The organism is Bradyrhizobium pachyrhizi (genome assembly GCF_001189245.1).
Taxonomy (GTDB): Bacteria; Pseudomonadota; Alphaproteobacteria; order Rhizobiales; family Xanthobacteraceae; genus Bradyrhizobium; species Bradyrhizobium pachyrhizi.
In genome coordinates, this window is the sequence record NZ_LFIQ01000116.1 from 19254 (window position 1) to 38219 (window position 18966).

General features: G+C 57.9%; 14 protein-coding genes and 1 pseudogene. 10 read left to right on the forward strand and 5 right to left on the reverse strand.

All coding sequences use genetic code 11. The features are described 5' to 3' along the window. Window positions 1–10: 10 nt before the first annotated feature. Window positions 11–2089, reverse strand: a complete 2079-nt coding sequence (locus AKL29_RS31130) for a 3-hydroxyacyl-CoA dehydrogenase NAD-binding domain-containing protein (RefSeq protein WP_050386798.1) — start codon at window positions 2087–2089, stop codon at window positions 11–13. A gap of 97 nt (window positions 2090–2186) precedes the next feature. After that, on the reverse strand, window positions 2187–2642 hold the full coding sequence (locus AKL29_RS31135; RefSeq protein WP_050386799.1) for a hypothetical protein: 456 nt from the start codon (window positions 2640–2642) through the stop codon (window positions 2187–2189). A gap of 590 nt (window positions 2643–3232) precedes the next feature. On the opposite strand from AKL29_RS31135, the gene AKL29_RS31140 reads away from it, so the two are divergent. From AKL29_RS31140 to AKL29_RS31165, 6 genes are all read left to right on the forward strand, one after another. Next, window positions 3233–3652, forward strand: a complete 420-nt coding sequence (locus AKL29_RS31140) for a tautomerase family protein (protein WP_050386800.1) — start codon at window positions 3233–3235, stop codon at window positions 3650–3652. Window positions 3653–4719: 1067 nt separating this feature from the next. Continuing rightward, window positions 4720–5895, forward strand: a complete 1176-nt coding sequence (locus AKL29_RS31145) for an acetyl-CoA C-acyltransferase (protein ID WP_050386901.1) — start codon at window positions 4720–4722, stop codon at window positions 5893–5895. A gap of 15 nt (window positions 5896–5910) precedes the next feature. Further along, window positions 5911–6702 (forward strand): SDR family NAD(P)-dependent oxidoreductase, encoded by a 792-nt coding sequence (locus tag AKL29_RS31150; RefSeq protein ID WP_050386801.1) that lies wholly within the window; start codon window positions 5911–5913, stop codon window positions 6700–6702. An 89-nt stretch (window positions 6703–6791) separates the two neighbouring features. Beyond that, window positions 6792–8870 (forward strand): 3-hydroxyacyl-CoA dehydrogenase NAD-binding domain-containing protein, encoded by a 2079-nt coding sequence (locus AKL29_RS31155; protein ID WP_050386802.1) that lies wholly within the window; start codon window positions 6792–6794, stop codon window positions 8868–8870. 39 nt (window positions 8871–8909) lie between these two features. After that, window positions 8910–9209, forward strand: a complete 300-nt coding sequence (locus AKL29_RS31160) for a putative quinol monooxygenase (RefSeq protein ID WP_050386902.1) — start codon at window positions 8910–8912, stop codon at window positions 9207–9209. A 45-nt stretch (window positions 9210–9254) separates the two neighbouring features. Then, window positions 9255–10232 (forward strand): NAD(P)H-dependent flavin oxidoreductase, encoded by a 978-nt coding sequence (locus AKL29_RS31165; RefSeq protein ID WP_050386803.1) that lies wholly within the window; start codon window positions 9255–9257, stop codon window positions 10230–10232. Between the two features lie 1408 nt (window positions 10233–11640). Here the strand turns inward: AKL29_RS31165 and fabF are convergent. Then, on the reverse strand, window positions 11641–12903 hold the full coding sequence (fabF, locus tag AKL29_RS31170; protein WP_050386804.1) for a beta-ketoacyl-ACP synthase II: 1263 nt from the start codon (window positions 12901–12903) through the stop codon (window positions 11641–11643). Window positions 12904–13099: 196 nt separating this feature from the next. Beyond that, window positions 13100–14005: a VOC family protein gene (locus AKL29_RS31175; RefSeq protein ID WP_050386805.1), complete on the reverse strand. Its 906-nt coding sequence runs from the start codon at window positions 14003–14005 to the stop codon at window positions 13100–13102. Between the two features lie 440 nt (window positions 14006–14445). Between AKL29_RS31175 and AKL29_RS31180 the strand changes: the two genes are divergently transcribed. The 3 genes and pseudogenes from AKL29_RS31180 to AKL29_RS31190 all read left to right on the forward strand — a co-directional run bounded on the left by AKL29_RS31180 (window position 14446) and on the right by AKL29_RS31190 (window position 17357). Continuing rightward, window positions 14446–14637, forward strand: a complete 192-nt coding sequence (locus AKL29_RS31180; RefSeq protein WP_050386806.1) for a hypothetical protein — start codon at window positions 14446–14448, stop codon at window positions 14635–14637. Window positions 14638–14704: 67 nt separating this feature from the next. After that, window positions 14705–15958, forward strand: coding sequence for a hypothetical protein (locus tag AKL29_RS31185; RefSeq protein ID WP_050386807.1), 1254 nt, complete (start codon window positions 14705–14707; stop codon window positions 15956–15958). A gap of 622 nt (window positions 15959–16580) precedes the next feature. Further along, window positions 16581–17357 (forward strand): annotated as a pseudogene (locus tag AKL29_RS31190) (enoyl-CoA hydratase-related protein). A 120-nt stretch (window positions 17358–17477) separates the two neighbouring features. Here AKL29_RS31190 and AKL29_RS31195 read toward each other — a convergent pair. Next, window positions 17478–17960: a winged helix-turn-helix transcriptional regulator gene (locus AKL29_RS31195; protein ID WP_050386808.1), complete on the reverse strand. Its 483-nt coding sequence runs from the start codon at window positions 17958–17960 to the stop codon at window positions 17478–17480. A gap of 192 nt (window positions 17961–18152) precedes the next feature. Between AKL29_RS31195 and AKL29_RS31200 the strand changes: the two genes are divergently transcribed. Next, a complete protein-coding gene (locus tag AKL29_RS31200) occupies window positions 18153–18791 on the forward strand; it encodes a 2-hydroxychromene-2-carboxylate isomerase (protein ID WP_050386809.1) in 639 nt (212 codons plus the stop codon). The last annotated feature ends 175 nt before the right edge of the window (window positions 18792–18966 follow it).

The window sequence follows — 18966 nt, forward strand, 5'->3', positions numbered from 1 at the left end:
CGATCAAAGTCTAGCGTGACCCGGCGAACGTGCCACCTTGCTGGGCCAGCCGCTTGAGTGCCGGTGCTGGCTCCAGCGAAGGATCGTTGGTTTCTGCAGCGTAGTATGACAGGCGGTCGGCGACGTGCCTCAAGCCAACCTGGTCGGCATAATGCATGGGGCCGCCGCGATAGATAGGCCAGCCATAGCCATACAGCCAAACGATATCGATGTCGCTTGGGCGTGCTGCAATTCCTTCCTCAAGAATTCTCGCACCTTCGTTGATCATCGAATACGTGACGCGTTCCAGGATCTCTTCATCGGTGACGACGCGGCGCTTTCGGCCGAGCCGTAGTAGCGTCGCGTCAATCAGCTTCTCGACGTCAGGATCGGGCAGGGGAGCTCGGGAGCCACCCTCATATTTGTAGTAGCCCTGGCCTGTCTTCTGGCCGAACCGGCCCGCCTCGCACAAAGCATCCTCGATTTCGGACTTGATTCCGCGGTCCTTCCGCGAACGCCAGCCGATGTCGAGACCGGCGAGGTCACCCATCGCGAATGGACCCATTGGTAGGCCGAACTTAGTAATGACAGCGTCGACCTGCTGCGGCAACGCTCCCTCAAACAGGAGCTTTTCGGCCTGCTTGGTTCTCGCCATCAACATTCGATTGCCGACGAAGCCGTCGCAGACGCCGACGACGACAGGTATCTTGGCGATCTTGCGTGCCACGGCGACCGCGGTAGACAGGACGTCCGGAGCGGTCTTGTCTGCCCGCACGATCTCACACAGCTTCATGACGTTTGCGGGGCTGAAGAAATGCATGCCCAACACGTCTTGCGGCCGCTTCGTGACCTCTGCAATCTCATTAATGTCGAGGAAGGACGTATTCGTAGCAAGCACAGCGCCAGGTTTGGCGTATGTGTCAATTAGGCCGAATATGCTCTTTTTGATTGTCATAGTCTCGAATACGGCCTCGATAATCAGGTCAGTATCCTTGACGTTCTCGATGCCGACCACGCCATTGACCAGCGCCATGCGTTTGGCGGGGGCATCCGCAGGGATACCGCCGCGAGCCGCGCTCGCGTCGTAATTCTTCCGCATCACACCCAGGCCGCGCGTTAGCTGCTCTTCTCCGGTTTCGATCAGCGTGACCGGAATGCCCGCGTTGACAAAGGACATTGCGATGCCGCCACCCATGGTGCCGCCTCCGATGATAGCGACGCGCTCGATCGTGCGTGGCTTGGTGCCAGCTGGGACGCCTGCAAGTTTGGCTGCCTCGCGCTCTGCAAAGAAAGCATACCGCTGGGCTATGGATTGCTCACCGGCAAGAAGTTGCAAGAACGTCTCATGTTCCTTCCGCAGGCCCTCATCGAAGGGCAAGTCCAATGTATAGCTGATTGCGTCCGCGGCCGCGAACGGAGCTTCGAGGCCGCGTGCTCGCTTCGTCAATGCGGCGACAGCGTTCGTGAAGATCGAGCGATCGGCACGGGCAGCGGCAAGTTTGCTGTCATCGTCGCGCAGCTTGCGAAGCGGACGGTTCTCCGCCAGCACCTTGTTAGCGAAAATCTGGGCGCCGGCGGCAGGCCCATCGACAATTTCTTCGATCAAGCCGGCCTGCAGCGCAGCGTCTGCGTTGATTGGATCGCCACCGACGATCATCTTGACTGCAAGCTCTGGACCTACTGCACGCGGGAGGCGCTGGGTACCGCCAGCGCCTGGAAGCAGGCCAAGCTTGACCTCGGGCAGACCGAGCTTGGCATCTTTGACCGCAACGCGGTAGTGGCAGGCAAGAGCGACCTCGAGACCGCCGCCTAGTGCCGTGCCGTGGATAGCGGCCACGACCGGCTTGGGACTGTTCTCAATTTCCTGCAGGACTTTATCGAGGCCGGGCTCCTGAGCAGGCTTGCCGAATTCCGTAATGTCAGCACCGGCAATGAAAGTGCGGCCTGCGCAGGTCAGCACAATGGCCTTAATCTGCGGGTCGGCGATCGCCTGCTTTGTGCACTCAAGAATGCCTTTGCGAACTGCAGTACTCAGCGCATTCACTGGCGGGCTATCGATTTTGATGATGCCTACGGTTTCTAGACGTTCCAGTGTGACAACATTGCTCATGCTCTAGTCCGTTCCTTCGTTATGACAGTGTGAGGCGCGCTTCTGAAGATTGTCTCAGGTCAGTGGCGAACATCGCCGGTCGATTGATGATCTGTCATCAGCCGCCAGCTTCGCGTGCGACCTCGCAGTCGCGTGCACTCAGCCTTGTGCTCGGAGGTGAAGGGCGCGCGGGACCATCCAAGCGGCGCGGCCAGCATTTGCTCTTCGTCGTTCGCCTGCTTGCTGAGGGCGATGAGCTGGGTTGCTCAACTTCAAACACCCCCATCGGGGTGTGAGCGACCGCGAGCGGATCGATCTTGCATTCGGCCATGCTGGAGAGGTCCGCGGCCATCACAAGGTCGTTGCGAATGGTCTCAGTCTGCGTCCGTCCGCTCGACACCAACGACACGTCGGCCGCCTTCTCAGCTCCTCTAGACCGCAGTGCATCCTTGATCGCGATGTCGTGGAAGTGACTTGTCGACACCTTGGCGTCGGCGGACTCCGATCCGTCACCGCTGGTGCCGGCTTTGATGTTGTAGCCGACGACCCGCCCCGCGGGCGCAAGAACCTTCATCGATCCGCTCTCTGCAGCTTGGTCAAAACTCGGCCGATTGCGCTAAGTTCTAAAAATTAACTTGTCAAGCTGGCCCTCTAGCCGCGAGGTGCTAGATGCCGACGCCGCGTGTTGATGCGCGGTCTTCACAGATGAAGAAGGAGCAGAGAACTTCATTCGCTCTACGATTGAGCATGTGTCATAGCATCGCGCGTCGATGCTGGTCACTCGCGCTGACGAAATCGAGGCTGCTACAATCCAGTCGAGTCCCATATCCGAGGTGTGATCCTTGTAGCTCTATCCTCGAATTGTTGCTCTTTTAGCCTTGTAAGCGACCTGCATTGTGCTTGCCGGCAGCGAGTATTGGCGGCCTCTTGTGCGCGTTCCAAACTCGCGTGTTCAAAGTTGGGTAAGATGCGAAGTTGTTCTCGACATTTGTGTAATGATAGTGAGCGGGCGGACAGTAGGCAGTTTGCGCTGGGTTATTCAGAAATGACTATGGGCTCACCAGATCCGCTTTGCCTCTGATTGGAAGCGCTGTTGTACAGTGGATGTCACGATCCAAAACATAGTGCTCGATCCAACATCAAAATCGAAGCAGGAGAAGCAGCATGCCCCTTTGGCACATTTACCACCCCAAGCAGGCCTACACAGCGGAAGACAGGAAAGCGTTCGCTGGCAAGATCACGGACATGTACGCGACCTTTCTCCCTCGCTTCTACGTCGGCGTGCTCTTTCACGAAATCCCGGAATCGAGCTTTTATGTGGGTGGCGAGCCGACGGGCGATTTCGTTCGAATCGTAATCGAGCATATCGCCCGACGAACTTCAGATGCCGAATCGCAAAAGCGTTTGCACAAAGCGTTGGCGAAAGTTGTCGAGCCGTTCATTGAGGCACGAGGCTTGCGCTGGGAGCTGCACATCGATGAAACTCCGATGGAGCTGTGGACGGTAAATGGGCTTGTCCCGCCGCCGGCGAATTCCGATGCTGAGGGGCGTTGGCGAGAAGAAAATAAGCCCTCGCCCTACTGAACCAGAACGAATGGTCCTGTACGCCTCCTAGTCCCTCTCAGTCGCTGGCGACGAATGTCACGATCGACGCCACGCGGCTGGAGTCGGATGTTCCGAGTGCAACCTGAACAATCCCCGTGCATCGATATCGGCCCGCCAGTGCGGGGGGATATGCTCATAATCCTAAAAATCCAGTTCCGTTGTTATCTCGCCTTCGCTGCGATGGTGAGTTGCTCGCCTGCCGACAGGCGGCATTGAAGCGGCACAGTCATATTTTGCGCCGGGTCTCAAGCGGAATAAGGGCGATCCGGTGTGACGCCTCTGAGGCGGTCGAAGTCCCAAGTCGATCAAGGCTGGTGAGGCGACAGCGATCGAAGACGCGAAGTATTCTATAGCATTCGGGTACGCCGTGGACGCCAGGCGCCGGCCGGCAGTCCGAATTGCAGAACCTGGTGAGCTTGAATCGGAGCAAAGCTCCTCGGAGGTGCCCTGGCGATCGGAGCATGTCTTGAGCGGGTCCTTTGAATGATGGCGGAAGCGATCGCATTAAGGGCGGTGTGTTACTGTGCCGCAAGTGGCGCGCATCGGACTTCGACTGCTGAGGAGAGGGTGCTCTGGCAAGGTAGCCATCGCTGCGAACGTTGAGGCTCATGACTAAAAAAAGACCGGCCGCAATGCGGCCGGTCCGAGTGGTCCAAGTCGAGTCTTGCCTCGCGAGCTCGCCTTGGAGGGAGAAGCCGTCACCTAGCAACCGGTCTGTCGTGAGTCAATTCGAAGAGCGAGCGGCAAGCCTCACGCGCGCGACCTGTATTCATCGCAGGGTAAGGAAGACGGCGCAGCATAGGACAGTCGTGCGGATGGCATTGGATGTGGGCTAACCCGTTGTTGGCAAAAGCCCTGCCGCGAATGATGGTAGCGGCGCAGATCGCATCAACTGCAGCAGCCCCTCGAAGTGCAGTTGGGCGCGCTATTCAACGTTGAATATACGCTCGACAGATGCGCACTGGCTGACAAAGCGAGAGCGGAATACCAACAATGCCAAGAGGCGCGCAACAGAGCTCGCGCGCGCGGCGGTGAGAGAGATCAAGATGAGAGATGCAGTAATCGTTTCGACGGCTCGGACCCCAATTGGCAAAGCTTATCGCGGCGCTTTCAACGACATTCCCAGCCCCACGCTGGCTGCCTACGCGATCCGGGAAGCTGTCAAGCGGGCCGGCATCGCGCCTGAGGAGGTCGATGATTGTATTATGGGTTCATCGATCCAGCAGGGTTATCAAGGAATGATTGGTCGTACCTCGGCCCTGCGCGCTGGTCTTCCGGTGGGCGTTCCCGGATTGTCGCTCGATCGTCAATGCGCCTCAGGTCTAATGTCGATCGCAACTGCAGCCAAGCAGGTGATCGTTGATCGCATGGATGTTGTAGTTGCCGGCGGCGTTGAGTCCATCTCGCTGGTTCAGCAGCCCAAGGTCTGGTTAGAGCAAGACCCGCAGTTGGTGGCGATGCATGAGCACGCCTTCATGGCGATGATCGACACGGCCGAGGTAGTAGCGCAACGCTACGGCATATCGCGGGAAGCGCAGGACGAGTACTCGTTGGAGTCGCAGAAGCGTACTGCGGCTGCGCAGGCCGCCGGACGTCTCGACGCTGAGATTATTCCGGTCACCGCCAAGATGAAGCTCGTCAACAAGGAAACGGGAGCCGTCACTTACCAGGAAGTGACCCTGTCCAAGGACGAAGGCAATCGCGCTGATACAACGGCCGACGGTCTTGCGCTTCTGAAGCCGGTCAGAGGGCCGGACGCTTTCATTACTGCCGGCAATGCCAGTCAGCTTTCTGATGGAGCATCTGCCAGCATTGTCATGGAGGCCAAAGCTGCGGAAGCGCGGGGGCTTAAGCCGCTGGGACGATATGTCGGGATGGCTGTTGCGGGTACCGAGCCAGACGAGATGGGTATCGGTCCAGTGTTTGCTGTCCCGAAACTGCTGAAGCGGTTTGGCTTGAAAGTCGATGATGTCGGACTGTGGGAGCTCAACGAAGCGTTCGCGGTGCAGGTGATTTACTGCCGCGATAAACTTGGCATTCCGTCCGATCGACTCAACGTTAATGGCGGCGGCATTTCGATCGGGCATCCCTACGGAATGACAGGTGCACGTCTCGTCGGCCACGCACTGATCGAAGGGAAGCGCCGGGGCGTAAAGCATGTCGTCGTAACGATGTGCGTTGGAGGCGGCATGGGCGCCGCCGGCCTGTTTGAAGTTCTTTAATCGGGAGAGTGGAACATGACTAGTAATGCTCGTACCGCCGTCATCACAGGCGCATCTTCGGGAATTGGCACGGCTTACGCCGAGCAATTGGCGCGGCGCGGCAGCAATTTGATCCTTGTTGCCAGGCGCAAGGATCGACTCGAGGCCTTGGCGGCAAAGCTGGCCAAGGAAACCTCGCGAAAGGTCGAGGTCCACGTTGCTGACCTCGCCAAGCCTGAGGATCTCCGCTCGGTCGAGAAATTGCTGTCGGATCGTGACGACATCGACCTTTTGGTCAACAATGCTGGTCTCGGTGCTCTAGCGCCTGCCGTCCAAGCAAACGCGGATGCGGTCGAGAACTTGGTCCTTGTCAACGTCGTCGCCCTAACGCGGCTGTCGCTGGCTGCCGTCCGAAGCTTTCAAAAGCGCAACAACGGCACACTAATCAACATCGCCTCTGTGATCGCCTTGGCACCCACGCCAGGTGGAGCAGCCTATAGCGGTTCAAAGGCTTACGTCCTCAACTTCTCGCGATCGCTTGAATTGGAATGCGCGAAGACGGATGTGGCTGTGCAGACAATTCTGCCCGGACCGGTGCATAGCGAGTTCTTCGAGCAATCCGGTATCACGAAGCCGATGTTCCCCGAGCACCTCTACATGACTGCGGATCAACTCGTCGCAACCTCGCTTAGGGCGCTCGACCTGAAGGAGAGCGTATGCTTTCCGACGCTGGCTGACACCGGCCTGTGGGAAGAGTACGACGGCGCTCGCAAGAAGTTCGCGAAGGCCATCACGACCACGGGTGTTCCTGCGCCTCGTTACTCGTAAGACGATCGGCCTACTCTACGTCGCAGCATCACCGCCTGTCAGGCGGTGATGCATGGCTGTTCGCGTACCCGTTGATGGATGCAGGTAGTATGACGAATCCCGTCGCAATCCAGAACTACGATGGTATCGCTGTACTTCTTGTGGACAATCCACCCGTTAATGCGCTTGCCAAGTCTGTACGCCAAGGGTTGCGTGACGGCATGCGCGAAATCTTGGACGATCCCGCCTACGTGGCCGCAGTCATCGCCTGCGCCGGCCGCACCTTCGTGAGCGGTGCTGACATTCATGAGTTCGACCTCCCAATGGAGGGGGTCGGAATTGACGAAATCAACACGCTATTTGAGAATCGTTCCAAGCCTGTGATCGCGGCCATACATGGTGTCGCACTTGGCGGCGGCCTCGAAATTGCAATGGGCTGTCATTTTCGGATTGCCACCAAAGACGCAAAGCTTGGTCAACCCGAAGTGAAGCTCGGGCTGATCCCCGGCGGGGGCGGCACGCAACGTCTGCCGCGGGCGATCGGGCCCGCTCGTGCCGTCGAACTCATCGTTTCAGGGGAGCCTATCCTCGCGGTTGAAGGCCTGAAGCTCGGTCTAATAGACGAAATTTTCGAGGGCGATCCAATTGCCGCTGGCGTCGCCTTTGCTCGTAGAGTCCTTTCTGAGAGTCGTGCGTTCCGCTCGCTTCGCGACGACGACTCGAAGCTTGCGTCGACACGCGCTGACCGCAATCTGCTAACCGAAGCTGTCAATAATGCAGTGAAACGCGATTCCGGTATGGATGCGCCGCGGGCCTGCGTCGAAGCGATCGGCTGGAGCCTCAACGTTCCGTTCGACGAAGCAATCCGCCGCGAGCGGGAGCTGTTTCTGGCGTTGAAGGATGGCGAGCAGTCCAAAGCGCTACGCCACGTCTTTTTCGCAGAGCGAAATAGTAGCAAGGTTGCAAGTATCACTAGCCATGTCCGGCCGCGGGCCGTGAATACTGTTGCGGTCATCGGAGCTGGCACCATGGGGGGCGGCATCGCACAGTCGTTCGCCAACGCCGGCATTCCGGTACGATTGGTGGAGGTGACCGAAGAGGCTCTCGATAAAGGGCTCGCAACGATCCGAAAGGGCTATGATTCGACGGTCGCCCGCGGCGGCCTGTCCGCTGAAGAGGCCGCTCGTCGTGCCGGCTTGATTTCGGGCGCAGTAGGGCTCGAGCGAGTGGAGGATGCAGATCTCATTGTTGAAGCAGTTTTCGAGACAATGCAGATCAAGGAGGACGTATTCTCAAGACTCAGCAGTATTGCCAAGCCCGGCGCAATCCTAGCGACCAATACCTCCTATCTCGACGTTAACGTCATTGCTGCCGCGACGTACCGAGCGCAGGACGTCGTCGGATTGCACTTCTTCAGCCCCGCGAACATCATGAGACTGTGCGAAATCGTGCGCGGGAAAGAGACTGCGCCGGACGTCCTTGCGACGGCGATCGCTGTTGCGCGCCGGATCGCCAAGGTTCCCGTCGTTGTTGGTGTTTGTCATGGTTTCGTGGGAAATCGGATGCTGAGTGTCAGTATCGCCCAGGCGCGCAAACTGTTGCTCGAAGGCGCTTTGCCGCAACAGATCGATGCAGTCGCTAATAAATTCGGCATGATGGGCCCCTTCGCGATGGGCGACCTGGCAGGTCTTGATATCGGCTGGCGATCGCGGAAAGACTCCGGCGAACGACTACCGATCGAAGATGCCTTGTGCGAAGCCGGTCGGTTCGGTCAAAAGAGTGGGGCTGGCTTTTACCGTTACAACCAGGGTTCACGGACGCCGATTCCGGACCCAGAGGTGGAGGCCCTGATCGTTGAAACAAGCCGTGGCCTCAACATAGGACGTCGCGATATCGAGGACGCTGAAATCCACGAACGACTGACTTATCCGATGATCAACGAGGGAGCTCGGATTCTCGAAGAAGGGATCGTCGAACGTGCAAGCGACATCGACTTGGTGTGGCTCTATGGTTACGGCTGGCCTCGACAGACCGGTGGTCCCATGTTCTGGGCCGACCAAACCGGGCTCGCAATCGTGGCAAATCGTCTTGCTTATATGGCGGCTATCGACAGAGACACGACGTTGCGTCCGGCGCCGCGGCTTGCGCGGTTGGCGTTCGGCGGCGGTACTTTCGGGTCGCTCAAGTAGGACTTGGGTGGCATCTACCTCAAAGGAGAACTGATCAAGATGATTTATGTGATTGCGACGCTGACCGTAAATCCTGAATCGAAAGCTGAGCTTTTTGCGGCCGCGAAGGACGCCATAGCAGCTACACGCGAAGAGAAAGGCAACATTTCCTACGAGTTGTTCGAGAGCACAATCGATCCGAACAAGCTGGTCTTCGTGGAGGAATGGGAGTCCGCGGATCACCTGGGCCCGCACTCAAAGAGCGATCATATGCGAGCATTTGGCCGCATCGCTGTGAAGTGTTTCGCTGCCCCGGTTCAGGTTCAGATCATCACCCCAGAAAAAGTTGAGAAGCGGTAATTCGGCAGCCTGTCGTTCGCCAAACGCCTATAGGGAGATGGACCTTTGAGAACGCGCATTACCGAACTCTTCGGCATCAAGCACCCCATCATCCAGGGGGGCATGCATTTTGTTGGTTTCGCGGAACTCGCGGCCGCCGTCTCGAATGCCGGCGGTCTCGGCATTATCACCGGTTTGACCCAGCAGACTCCGGAGAAGCTTGCGAAAGAGATTGAGCGCTGCCGTGACATGACCGACAAGCCGTTCGGTGTCAACCTGACGTTCTTGCCGTCGATAAGCCAGCCGCCATATCCCGAATATATCGCCGCGATCTGCGAAGGAGGGGTCAAGATCGTCGAAACGGCTGGCCGTAGTCCAGAGCAATACATGCCGACGCTGAAGGCGGCCGGGATCAAAGTAATCCACAAATGTACGTCTGTCCGGCATTCGATCAAAGCGGAAGCGATCGGTTGTGATGCCGTTAGCGTAGATGGATTTGAGTGCGGCGGTCATCCGGGTGAGGATGACATCCCGAACATGATCCTGCTACCGCGCGCGGCGGATGAATTGAATATCCCGTTCGTGGCCTCGGGCGGGATGGCGGATGCGCGCAGCTTGGTCGCTTCGCTGGCGATGGGCGCTGAGGGCATGAACATGGGTACGCGGTTCATTGCGACCAGAGAAGCACCGGTGCATGACAATGTTAAGAGGGCAATCTTGGAGGCCAATGAGCTTGACACCAGGCTCGTGATGCGACCATTGCGTAACACCGAGCGCGTGTTGAAGAATGTCGGGGTTGATAAGCTTCTGGAGATCGAGCGCAGCAAAGGCGCCAACACGAAGATTCAAGATATCCACGAACTTGTCGCCGGTGTCTATCCACGGGTGATGGTCGACGGTGATATGGACGCTGGCGCGTGGAGCTGCGGTATGGTCGTCGGCCTCATTAACGATATTCCGAGCGTAAAAGATCTCATCGACCGGATCATGACTGAAGCCGAGGCACTTGTGCGCGGCCGCCTCGAGAACTTGCTGGCCGCCTGAACCGCGAGCAACGCTACGGCAACGATGGTATGGTGACGGGATGGCGCTCGGGGACGGCTTGGCTCCTTTAGCTGGGCGATGGAAACCCGAGCGCTGATCTTCGGATAACCAATTTGCGTAAGGCAGAAGCAACATCAGCCAACGCTACCTTTGCCGTCGACACCGTCGAGCTAACGTTCCGGACGTCAGCTCCGGGAGTCGTGATATCGGAGTTGAACTCGCAATAGTCAGTGACTGTGGCTACTCCGGTTAACGAAGTTTGCAATTTGCTCGGGCAGGTAGCGGCCGGCGCGGATGTCTTTCCGCGGCATGCTGAAGTCAGCTCCGGTCTTGAAGCTCTCGTGGACGAGCGTTGGATCAAAAAGCACGCCGATTGGATTGTCGGAAAATGCTCGGGATGTCCGCATGTATTCGGTTCTCACTGCGTTCTGGCGACGCCGTTGGTCAGGCTTGTGCACCTGCAGGAGGCAAAAGCGACCGCATCGCGCGTCCTGCCCTGCAGCCCACGTTCAGTTCGGCCAGATTCTGCGCAGCGCTCGCGCTCCCGGCTGCATTGCCTCACCCTCTACAAGACGCTTAGCGTGACGCCGGCGTGCCGGCGTAGCGATGTTCAGCTCCATTGAGACAAAAACTATCAGGCTAAGTCCGCCACAGTCCCACGCGGCTCAGAGGATCACTGCACAAATCCCCGCAGCCAACAAAAGCAATAGTGAGAATAGGACTATGCGTGATGTGCGGTCGGTCATGTCGCGAAATACCCGTTCAAATAGCACTCTAAGCGGTTCGAATTGAGCAGTGCCGTGACTGCGGTGCATGGAGCGGAATCCGGAAAACTAGCAAACGACTGAAGGCTCGCGCACTGCCGAGAAATGGCGAAGCGCTGCACCGGTGGTCCGACGGCCAAACCCACGGGAGCCAGCGGCATAGCTACCCGGAAGCCTGCAGTGAGCCGAGCGGCCTACCGAGGTGGCTCGGCGGGGTGATATCTAAATGGATCGCTGCTCCATCCCTTTCCTTGACGTACCAGTAGGCCCTGCGTGATCAGCTTCCGACAGGTTGGATTGACGCGTTGAATCGCCGCGTTCTCTCCAAAGAGACGGTCTGCGAGTTGACGTTCCGTTAGACCTGGCTGTTCGCGGACAGCGCGAATGATCTGTTGTGCAACTGTCATGATCGTCCAAATTGATCAACAACGACAACTCCGGCAATGCGCTACGTCAATGGTCCAAATGAGATACGCACACTGAACGCCGCTAAAGGCGAGCGGGGCCGCTTCCTGATCATCGCCAAACGGGCCCTCGAGGCGGCCTCAGTTCGTCGAATCATCTGAGCGATCTCGCGCTGTGTTAGGCGCGCGGCTAAGTTTCAGACCGCAGTGAACGTCTCGGCCTTTGCGTGGACGAGTTCTTCAATGCCAGCGCCGCATGATGACGCTCGCGTTCACCCCTCCGAAGCCGAAGCCATTGGAGATAGCATGTTCCATTGCCATCGGTCTGGCGTGACAAGCGACCAAATCTACGCCATTAGCAGCGGGATCGGGATTTTCTAGGTTGAGTGTAGGCGGAGCGACTTGGTCGCGCAGTGCAAGGATCGCGAATATTGCTTCGAGGCCGCCAGCGGCGCCGAGAAGGTGCCCGGTCGCCGACTTGGTCCCGCTAACCGCGATACGACCGTCGCTCCCGAACACGGTTTTGATCGCTTCGAGTTCAGCTGAGTCGCCGGCTGGGGTCGAGGTGGAATGTGCATTGAGATGCTGTACATCATCAGGCTTCAGCCTAGCCTGGTGCAGCGCGAGTTGCATAGCGCGACGGGCACCGTTACCGTCCTCAGGGCCAGACGTAATGTGATGGGCGTCCGCGCTCGTGCCGTAACCAACAATCTCCGCAATCGGCATCGCACCTCGCCGTACCGCATGTTCGAGTTCCTCGATCACCAAAATTCCGGCACCTTCCCCCATCACAAATCCATCGCGGCGTTCGTCAAATGGCCGGGAAGCTCGAGCTGGCGTGTCGTTGAATTCGGTCGACAGCGCACGTGCGGCGGCAAAGCCGCCGAGGCTGACGAGATCAATGCAAGCTTCCGCGCCCCCGCAAATCGCGACGTCGGCTTCGTCGGATCGAATGAGACGTGCGGCGTCTCCGATCGCCTGCACACTCGCCGCACAAGCCGTCACGGGTGCGCCGATAGGACCCTTGAAGCCGTGGCGGATCGAGATGTGACCGGCAGCGAGATTAGCCAGAAATGATGGGACGGTGAATGGCGACAGTCTACGGACGCCACGCTGGTCGGTGGTGCGCACCGACTCGACGATCGCCGGAAAGCCCCCGATCCCGGACGCAACGATCGTCGCGGTACGCGCCTGAAAGTTTGTTTCGGAGGGCGCCCAGGCGGCCTGTGCTATGGCTTCGGCTGCAGCGGCGAGCGCAAACAGAATGAATCGATCCATCTTGCGCTGGTCCTTTGGGGAAGCGACCAGACTCGGATCAAAACCGCCTTCACTGTCATCTGCCTTGCTGGGTACAGTTCCGGCGATCCGGGCAGGCAGTGTTGCGGCCCAAGTAGGAAGAGCGCGCAAACCCGATTGGCCGGCCAGTAGCCGCGACCAGGCGAGCTCGGTTCCACAACCCAGCGGCGATACCGAACCCATCCCTGTGACGACAACCCGGCGCATAAAATCAACCCGCAGCTTGTATGTTCCCGAGCAATCTACGCAGGTCGTCCGTGCACGTCGAATTCACGGCTGAATAAGCTGCAGTCAGTATTGATGCGGATGCAAAGCCTTCTTTGGCTTGTTTTCGAACGTGCCGCGCCTGCAAATGGTGTCTTCAAGCAAAAAGAGGCCGGCGTACGGTCCCTCCCGCACCCGCCTAATGTCCTTCTGCGTGCTGCACGACGAGCGTAGGCACATTGCACGTACCATCTCGGACCGTGAAGACGCGCGTGTTAGGCTTTGCCCCAACCTTTACGTCAGACACGTTTCGTCCATGTCGCAGGAGGCTATCATGCACGAGGTCGATATCCGCAGCCCTCCAGCCGATCCCCCAGATGCTGTCCGGCCCGACCTTGTTGCTCGCTGGGCGGTGAACGACTTCGATCACCATATCACCACAAGAAAACTGCAGGAGCCGGGCGTTATCAGTCGGACCGGTTCGATCGAAGACCAAGGGTAAGCCTAGTCTGGCGCCGTACAGAACGGTCGCTCGCTCTGGATCATTCGTTGCAACGACGAGGAGGTCTATCCCGAGAATTGCTGGCTGCGTGACGTCCGCGGCTGGTCCCTCGGCAGCAAGGTCAGAAAGTGAAATGGGGATTCCGTACGAGTGATTAACCGGCAAACCTGTGCGTTTTGACATGTTCCGAAGTGTCCCGTCAGCATCGTACTGGATCACCTCGGAAATGGAATCGGGAGAGAGGGAAAGGCGCTTCAGACGTCGATAGGCGAGACCGACGTCCTCAACACCAAAAGTCATTTCGAATAGTCCCTCGCCGTACTTGTCCAAATGAGACCGGACAAGCTGTCCTTGGAGACCAGGCCCCTTAGGCGAAACGATCTTGAGCAGAGAATTGCCCGTCGCAAAGACGGCTCCTTTAATCCCGTCAGCGGCCAAACGAAAGAGCGGTGCGCGCGCCAAGATGTGGCGATAGCACTCGATTCCGCTTTCGAGATCTAGGACAAGAAGAGTCGTGCAATTCAAGCCTGTTATCATGTCGTGCTTTGGTTTGCCTTTGACGTTGAAAAGCGCCGTCGCGTAGACGCTATAGGGTTCTAACACGGACCGCTATTCAGAGGCGACCAAGTGCCGTTCAGTTTTGCCGAGCTTGCAGGTAGCCGTCTGAATGATTCATAAAATGGCCACCGCGACGCGGGGCTGTCACCCGCGAGATGCATCGATACAAGCGCCCCGGCCTTGTCTCTTTCGAGCCTCACGCGGGCACCTGCCCGCAAGAAGCGGATCGTTCCATTTCCAACAATGCCGAGCTACGCCTCTCAGCTCCACGCGCGACGTCCTTGGACACGATGGAATCCATGGCTCGCTATTCACTTGTGACTAGCGGCTGGTCATCTTTTGGCTGCACCCTAGAGACCGAAGCCCGCTATGGAGCAAGGCCATTACTGCGGGACGTCGATGCCCTGCAGTCGCGCTGCTTTGCTTGAACGCCTATTTCTGGACGCGTTTCAAGTCGCGGAGCGTCAGCCTGATTTGAGTGAGATATGTCGCTTGACGAGAATCCAAACCGCACCCGTTCGGAAGTCATTGAGTCGACTTTAGCGGACCTGACGATAAATCCGGAGAACATGGCGTTGGGTTTCGCGCTCGAGACTGACCCCGTCAAACATCGCCAATTCGGCACTCAAACCAAGATGCCGCTCATCCGAGTGGCTTATGCGACCCGTCAACCTTAACCTCGGAACGTGCTTTCGGGGACGTGGGTCCCCCGAATTTGGACATCCCAACCGTCGAGCATACCGTATGGCTCAGAACCAGGAGCTTAATGTCGAAGAGGCGATGTTGCCACTGGCGGATACTTACAACATTATTCGGTACCTGTTGACGGAGACGTTGGTTCTAGGGCGAGATCCAGCTCTTCGTCAGATGGTGGTGCTCGCTGGCGGAGGCGCTGCCGGCCGACCGGTTGCCTTCACACGGCGCAAGCGCGACGTCTGGATCGCTTGGGATGACCTCAATCAGCCGAGTGTCTCCCGTTCTCCTCCTGCGGATCATCTGATATTGGATCTCGACGCGATAACTCAGGCGCCGGAAATCGCGTCTGCATATCGGCATTCGGTGAAGGCATCCGGAGCTGGCGAGGTGGCCGCATCCTTGTTGGCGCCGGCATTTGGTCGCGACGCGCTAATGACACGGAGAGACTTCGAAGAACTCGTCGTTTGGTCTCCGCTGCTCGAGCATTCGTGGTACAAAGCGGCGGCAGAGCTCTCCGTTCTTGTCGATAAGCTCAGAAGGAGCATCACGGACCGAATCTCCCGTGCCGAGCCATTACCTTATGTAGAACTCAACCGCTATTGGCGTACCGTCCACTCAATGGCACATCTCGTCTTGCTGGCCTCGATCAGCGGGCGACTGTGGATGCCGAGGATGATCCGGGAGTTGCCGTTCTCCAATTGGACGCCGACATTGTGGCTCGTTAACGCCAGAACGACTTGGCTGACTGCGGTGGCGGCGCGAAGCGTGCTCGAGTGCGGTGACGCCGCGATAGAACGCTACTTGAAGATTCTTGTCGGGTCTCGGCAGCCCATGGTCGCTTTCGATGCACTATTTGGATTGGCGACCTTGGGTCTCTCACTACCTGCGGAGCGGTCGTTGCTAAGGGCGGAACTCTATCGAGCGAAAGAGGTTCATCTGCCCGCGGTGCGCGAGCATTCTGTGCACTTCGAACTGGCCTATTCGAATGCGCTTTGGTTGCTATCGTGTGACAACCTCGCTGACCTGCCCACAGATGCGTTTGTGCCGCTGAAATGGAAGCGAAATGGAGTTAAGGGCCTTGCGACGTCTTCGGCGCTCTACGGCGATCCCACCGAGATTGCGCCTTCGGGGCGCTACATGGGTTTCGCGATGCTGCCGTTCGTCCTAGGGCAGCAGCCGGAAGCGTACTATCCAAAGATCCTTCAACCCAATCCGTCGCCAGGAAAAGTCGCACGACTGTTGGCGAGAGAACTGTCTCCAAGTGAGCAGATGCCGCTGCCGGCGACGGCTACGCTGCACTGAAACTGAGCCAGAGTGATCCCGCCGAGGAAGTATGCTCATTATCGGTGCTCTTCGATAATGGCGAGAGTGTCTGTTGTGAGGCTTGCCAGCGACAATGACGTCGGTGGTGCGGGTGAAGCGCGCGGGCTTGTGCGAACCGTTTCGGCTGGCTGTCCCGGCATTTCGATAGTCGGGAGATGTCTTGTGTCTGCTTTTGGTAGGGGCAGGTTCACCGGCGGGTACTCGGGGGCGCGGCTGTTCAGGCCAGCCGGACGTCACATTCCTGGTACCGGACGATCGGCCCGAGATCCCGATGTTCGCGATGATGGCAGCCACATCAAATATCAATGAGACATCGACAGCAGCGTTTTCAATGCTGGCGCAGGGACCCGACCTATCGCCAGGCTACCCTTGTTGAGTAGGCGGAGCGCAAAAAATCGATCTCGGCCAGTTGAAGACGTCGACACGAACTGACGATCCACACGTGGCAGTGCTGGATCAATGACACGGCTGCTGGGACGATCGACTAGCTTGGATCTAGGGTAGCTATAGGTACTTCACGTAGCGAAGCTTGGACTACGGTCCAGGTGCTGCGTCCCAAGAAGAAATACGATAGCGCTGCAGCGTAACGCAAGGAAATAGCGTGACTTTTGAATACGCGAAGGTGGATCGAGAAGGTCCGCTCACCGTCTTCACGCTCAATCGCCCCGAACTCATGAACGCGATACATCTGCCCATGGACCTTGAGTTGCAGCGTGTGTTCGACGAATTTGCCAACGATCCGGATCAATGGATTGCGATTGTCACCGGCGCTGGCGATAGGGCGTTTTCTGCTGGAAAATCTAAAATGGCAAGAAGGATGGCAAGCGCGGTGCATTTACCAGTGGTTTTGCCGGACTGACCGATCGCTTCGATTGCGATAAGCCCATTATTTCTGCTGTCAAGGGCGTGGCGCTGGGCGGCGGCTTCGAAATCGCGCTGGCGTGCGACCTCATCATCGCATCGGAAAACGCGACCTTCGCGCTGTCCGAGCCGCGCGTCGGTCTCGTCGCCCTTGCCGGCGAGCTACACCGGCTTCCGCGTCAGATCGGTCTGAAGCGCGCGATGGGAATGATCTTGACGGCACGACATGTCTCGGCAAAGGAAGGAAAGGAGCTAGGCTTCGTCAACGAAGTCGTTGCGACTGGACAGGCACTTGCCGGTGCCGAACGTTGGGCAAAAGCGATCCTGCAGAACGGTCCGATGTCGATACGTGTGCGTCGAAGCAGGCCATTCATCGTGGGCTTGGGGTGTCACTTGAGCAAGCCTTGGCCGAACAGCTCAACTATCCGGCGGTAAAGGCGCTCGGTGCATCGGAGAATTTATCGAAGGTCCGAAGGCCTTTGCGGAAAAGCGCGCCCCGCAATGGAAGGGGCGCTGAAATACAAATTTAGGATCGGTTCGCTGACGATGAGTAGGTGCTCCGGCGACTGCCATTGATGGTAGGCAACTGAAGGTCGTGGGTATCCGTCACTCGCGCTTTGCGATGGCGCGGTCGCGATTATCGAGCCATTGCTCCGGCGCGCGACGATTTCCGTGCTCCTGGACCCGGATGCACATGGACTTCCTTTGCTGCCAGCGGCTCACCGCATTCCGAGCAGATCATGACGGGGTCGAACATCTTCTTACAATTTTTGTGCTCGTGCAGCAGCGGTCGGCCACGCGAGTCGACCATATGGATGTTGCCCCAGTGTACGATCGACATGATGATAGGATAGAGGTCCAGACCTTTTTGCGTCAGGATGTATTCGTAGCGCTTGGGGGTTTCCTGGTAGGGAATCCTGGTCAACACGCCAAAGCGTACGAGCTTCTTTAGCCGATCGGCCAGTAGGTGTCGGGTGACCCCAAGTGACGACTGGAATTCGTCGAACCTGCGGACGCGCACAAAGCATTCGCGCAGAATAAGCAAGCTCCAGCGGTCGCCGATAACCGCCACAGTGCGGGCTAGCGAGCACGGCTCCTTCTCGAGGGCATCCCATTTCATCAACGTCTCCAGCCAATCTGCGACCTCAATGCCTATGGATGCTAAATTAGAACCTACAACAATTCAATAAGATGCAGTGACAAATATAATATTATGATCGTCATGTTGACAGTTCTAAAAAAGAACTATATCGGTTGAAAACGATCAACCAAGCGACAAACAAACCGTCGCCACCGAAGGGAAGGGCGTTCCATGGTCGCTCCGCTCAAGGCCGAATTTCACTTTGATTTCGGCAGCCCCAACGCCTATTTGGCCGAGCTGGCTCTGCCTCCCATCGAGCAGAGAACGGGCGTGAAGTTCGATTACGTGCCCGTGCTGCTCGGCGGCGTCTACAAGGCGACTGGCAACTTGTCGCCCGCAGAGGCGCTGCACGGGATCCGCAACAAACCGGAGTACAATGCGCTCGAGACCGAGCGTTTCCTGCGTCGCCACAGCATCACGAAGTTTCGCTCGAACCCGTTCTTCCCAGTGAACACGCTCATGTTGATGCGTGGAGTAGTCGCGGCCGAGTTCGAAGGGCTGTTTGAGCCCTATTTCCGCGCTGCTTATCATCACATGTGGGTTGAGCCCAAGAAGATGGATGATCCGCAGGTTTTTCGGGATGCATTTGCTGCATCCGGGCTCGACATCGATCGCATCATCGCCCGTGCCCAGCAGGACGACGTCAAGAAGAAGCTGATCGAAAATACCAACAACGCAGTCGAGCGGGGCACGTTTGGATCCCCGACGTTCTTCGTCGGGAAAGAGATCTATTTCGGTAAGGACAGCCTGCGCGACGTCGAAGAAGAAATTGTCGCGCAATCGTCCGCGGCGCAGCGCAAAACCGCCTGAGCGCATTGGACGCTGCGGCGGGCAGGCTGTTGAAGCGCAGGCTGACGGAGTCGTTGTGCAGCTAAGGTCTAGGCGTCGTTTGCAAGATCGTTGACCCGAACAAAGACCGGAGAACACCATGCAGAAGAGAAACAGAACGGTGGCCGTCATTGGTGCCGGTGATTTCATCGGCGGC

Coding starts and splice junctions, on each gene's coding strand:
- AKL29_RS31180 (WP_050386806.1), top strand. CDS start 14,446: ATGTCGCTTGACGAGAATCCAAACCGCACCCGTTCGGAAGTCATTGAG.
- AKL29_RS31145 (WP_050386901.1), top strand. CDS start 4,720: ATGAGAGATGCAGTAATCGTTTCGACGGCTCGGACCCCAATTGGCAAA.
- AKL29_RS31200 (WP_050386809.1), top strand. CDS start 18,153: ATGGTCGCTCCGCTCAAGGCCGAATTTCACTTTGATTTCGGCAGCCCC.
- AKL29_RS31185 (WP_050386807.1), top strand. CDS start 14,705: ATGGCTCAGAACCAGGAGCTTAATGTCGAAGAGGCGATGTTGCCACTG.
- AKL29_RS31155 (WP_050386802.1), top strand. CDS start 6,792: ATGACGAATCCCGTCGCAATCCAGAACTACGATGGTATCGCTGTACTT.
- AKL29_RS31150 (WP_050386801.1), top strand. CDS start 5,911: ATGACTAGTAATGCTCGTACCGCCGTCATCACAGGCGCATCTTCGGGA.
- AKL29_RS31195 (WP_050386808.1), bottom strand. CDS start 17,960: ATGAAATGGGATGCCCTCGAGAAGGAGCCGTGCTCGCTAGCCCGCACT.
- AKL29_RS31140 (WP_050386800.1), top strand. CDS start 3,233: ATGCCCCTTTGGCACATTTACCACCCCAAGCAGGCCTACACAGCGGAA.
- AKL29_RS31135 (WP_050386799.1), bottom strand. CDS start 2,642: ATGAAGGTTCTTGCGCCCGCGGGGCGGGTCGTCGGCTACAACATCAAA.
- fabF (WP_050386804.1), bottom strand. CDS start 12,903: ATGCGCCGGGTTGTCGTCACAGGGATGGGTTCGGTATCGCCGCTGGGT.
- AKL29_RS31160 (WP_050386902.1), top strand. CDS start 8,910: ATGATTTATGTGATTGCGACGCTGACCGTAAATCCTGAATCGAAAGCT.
- AKL29_RS31130 (WP_050386798.1), bottom strand. CDS start 2,089: ATGAGCAATGTTGTCACACTGGAACGTCTAGAAACCGTAGGCATCATC.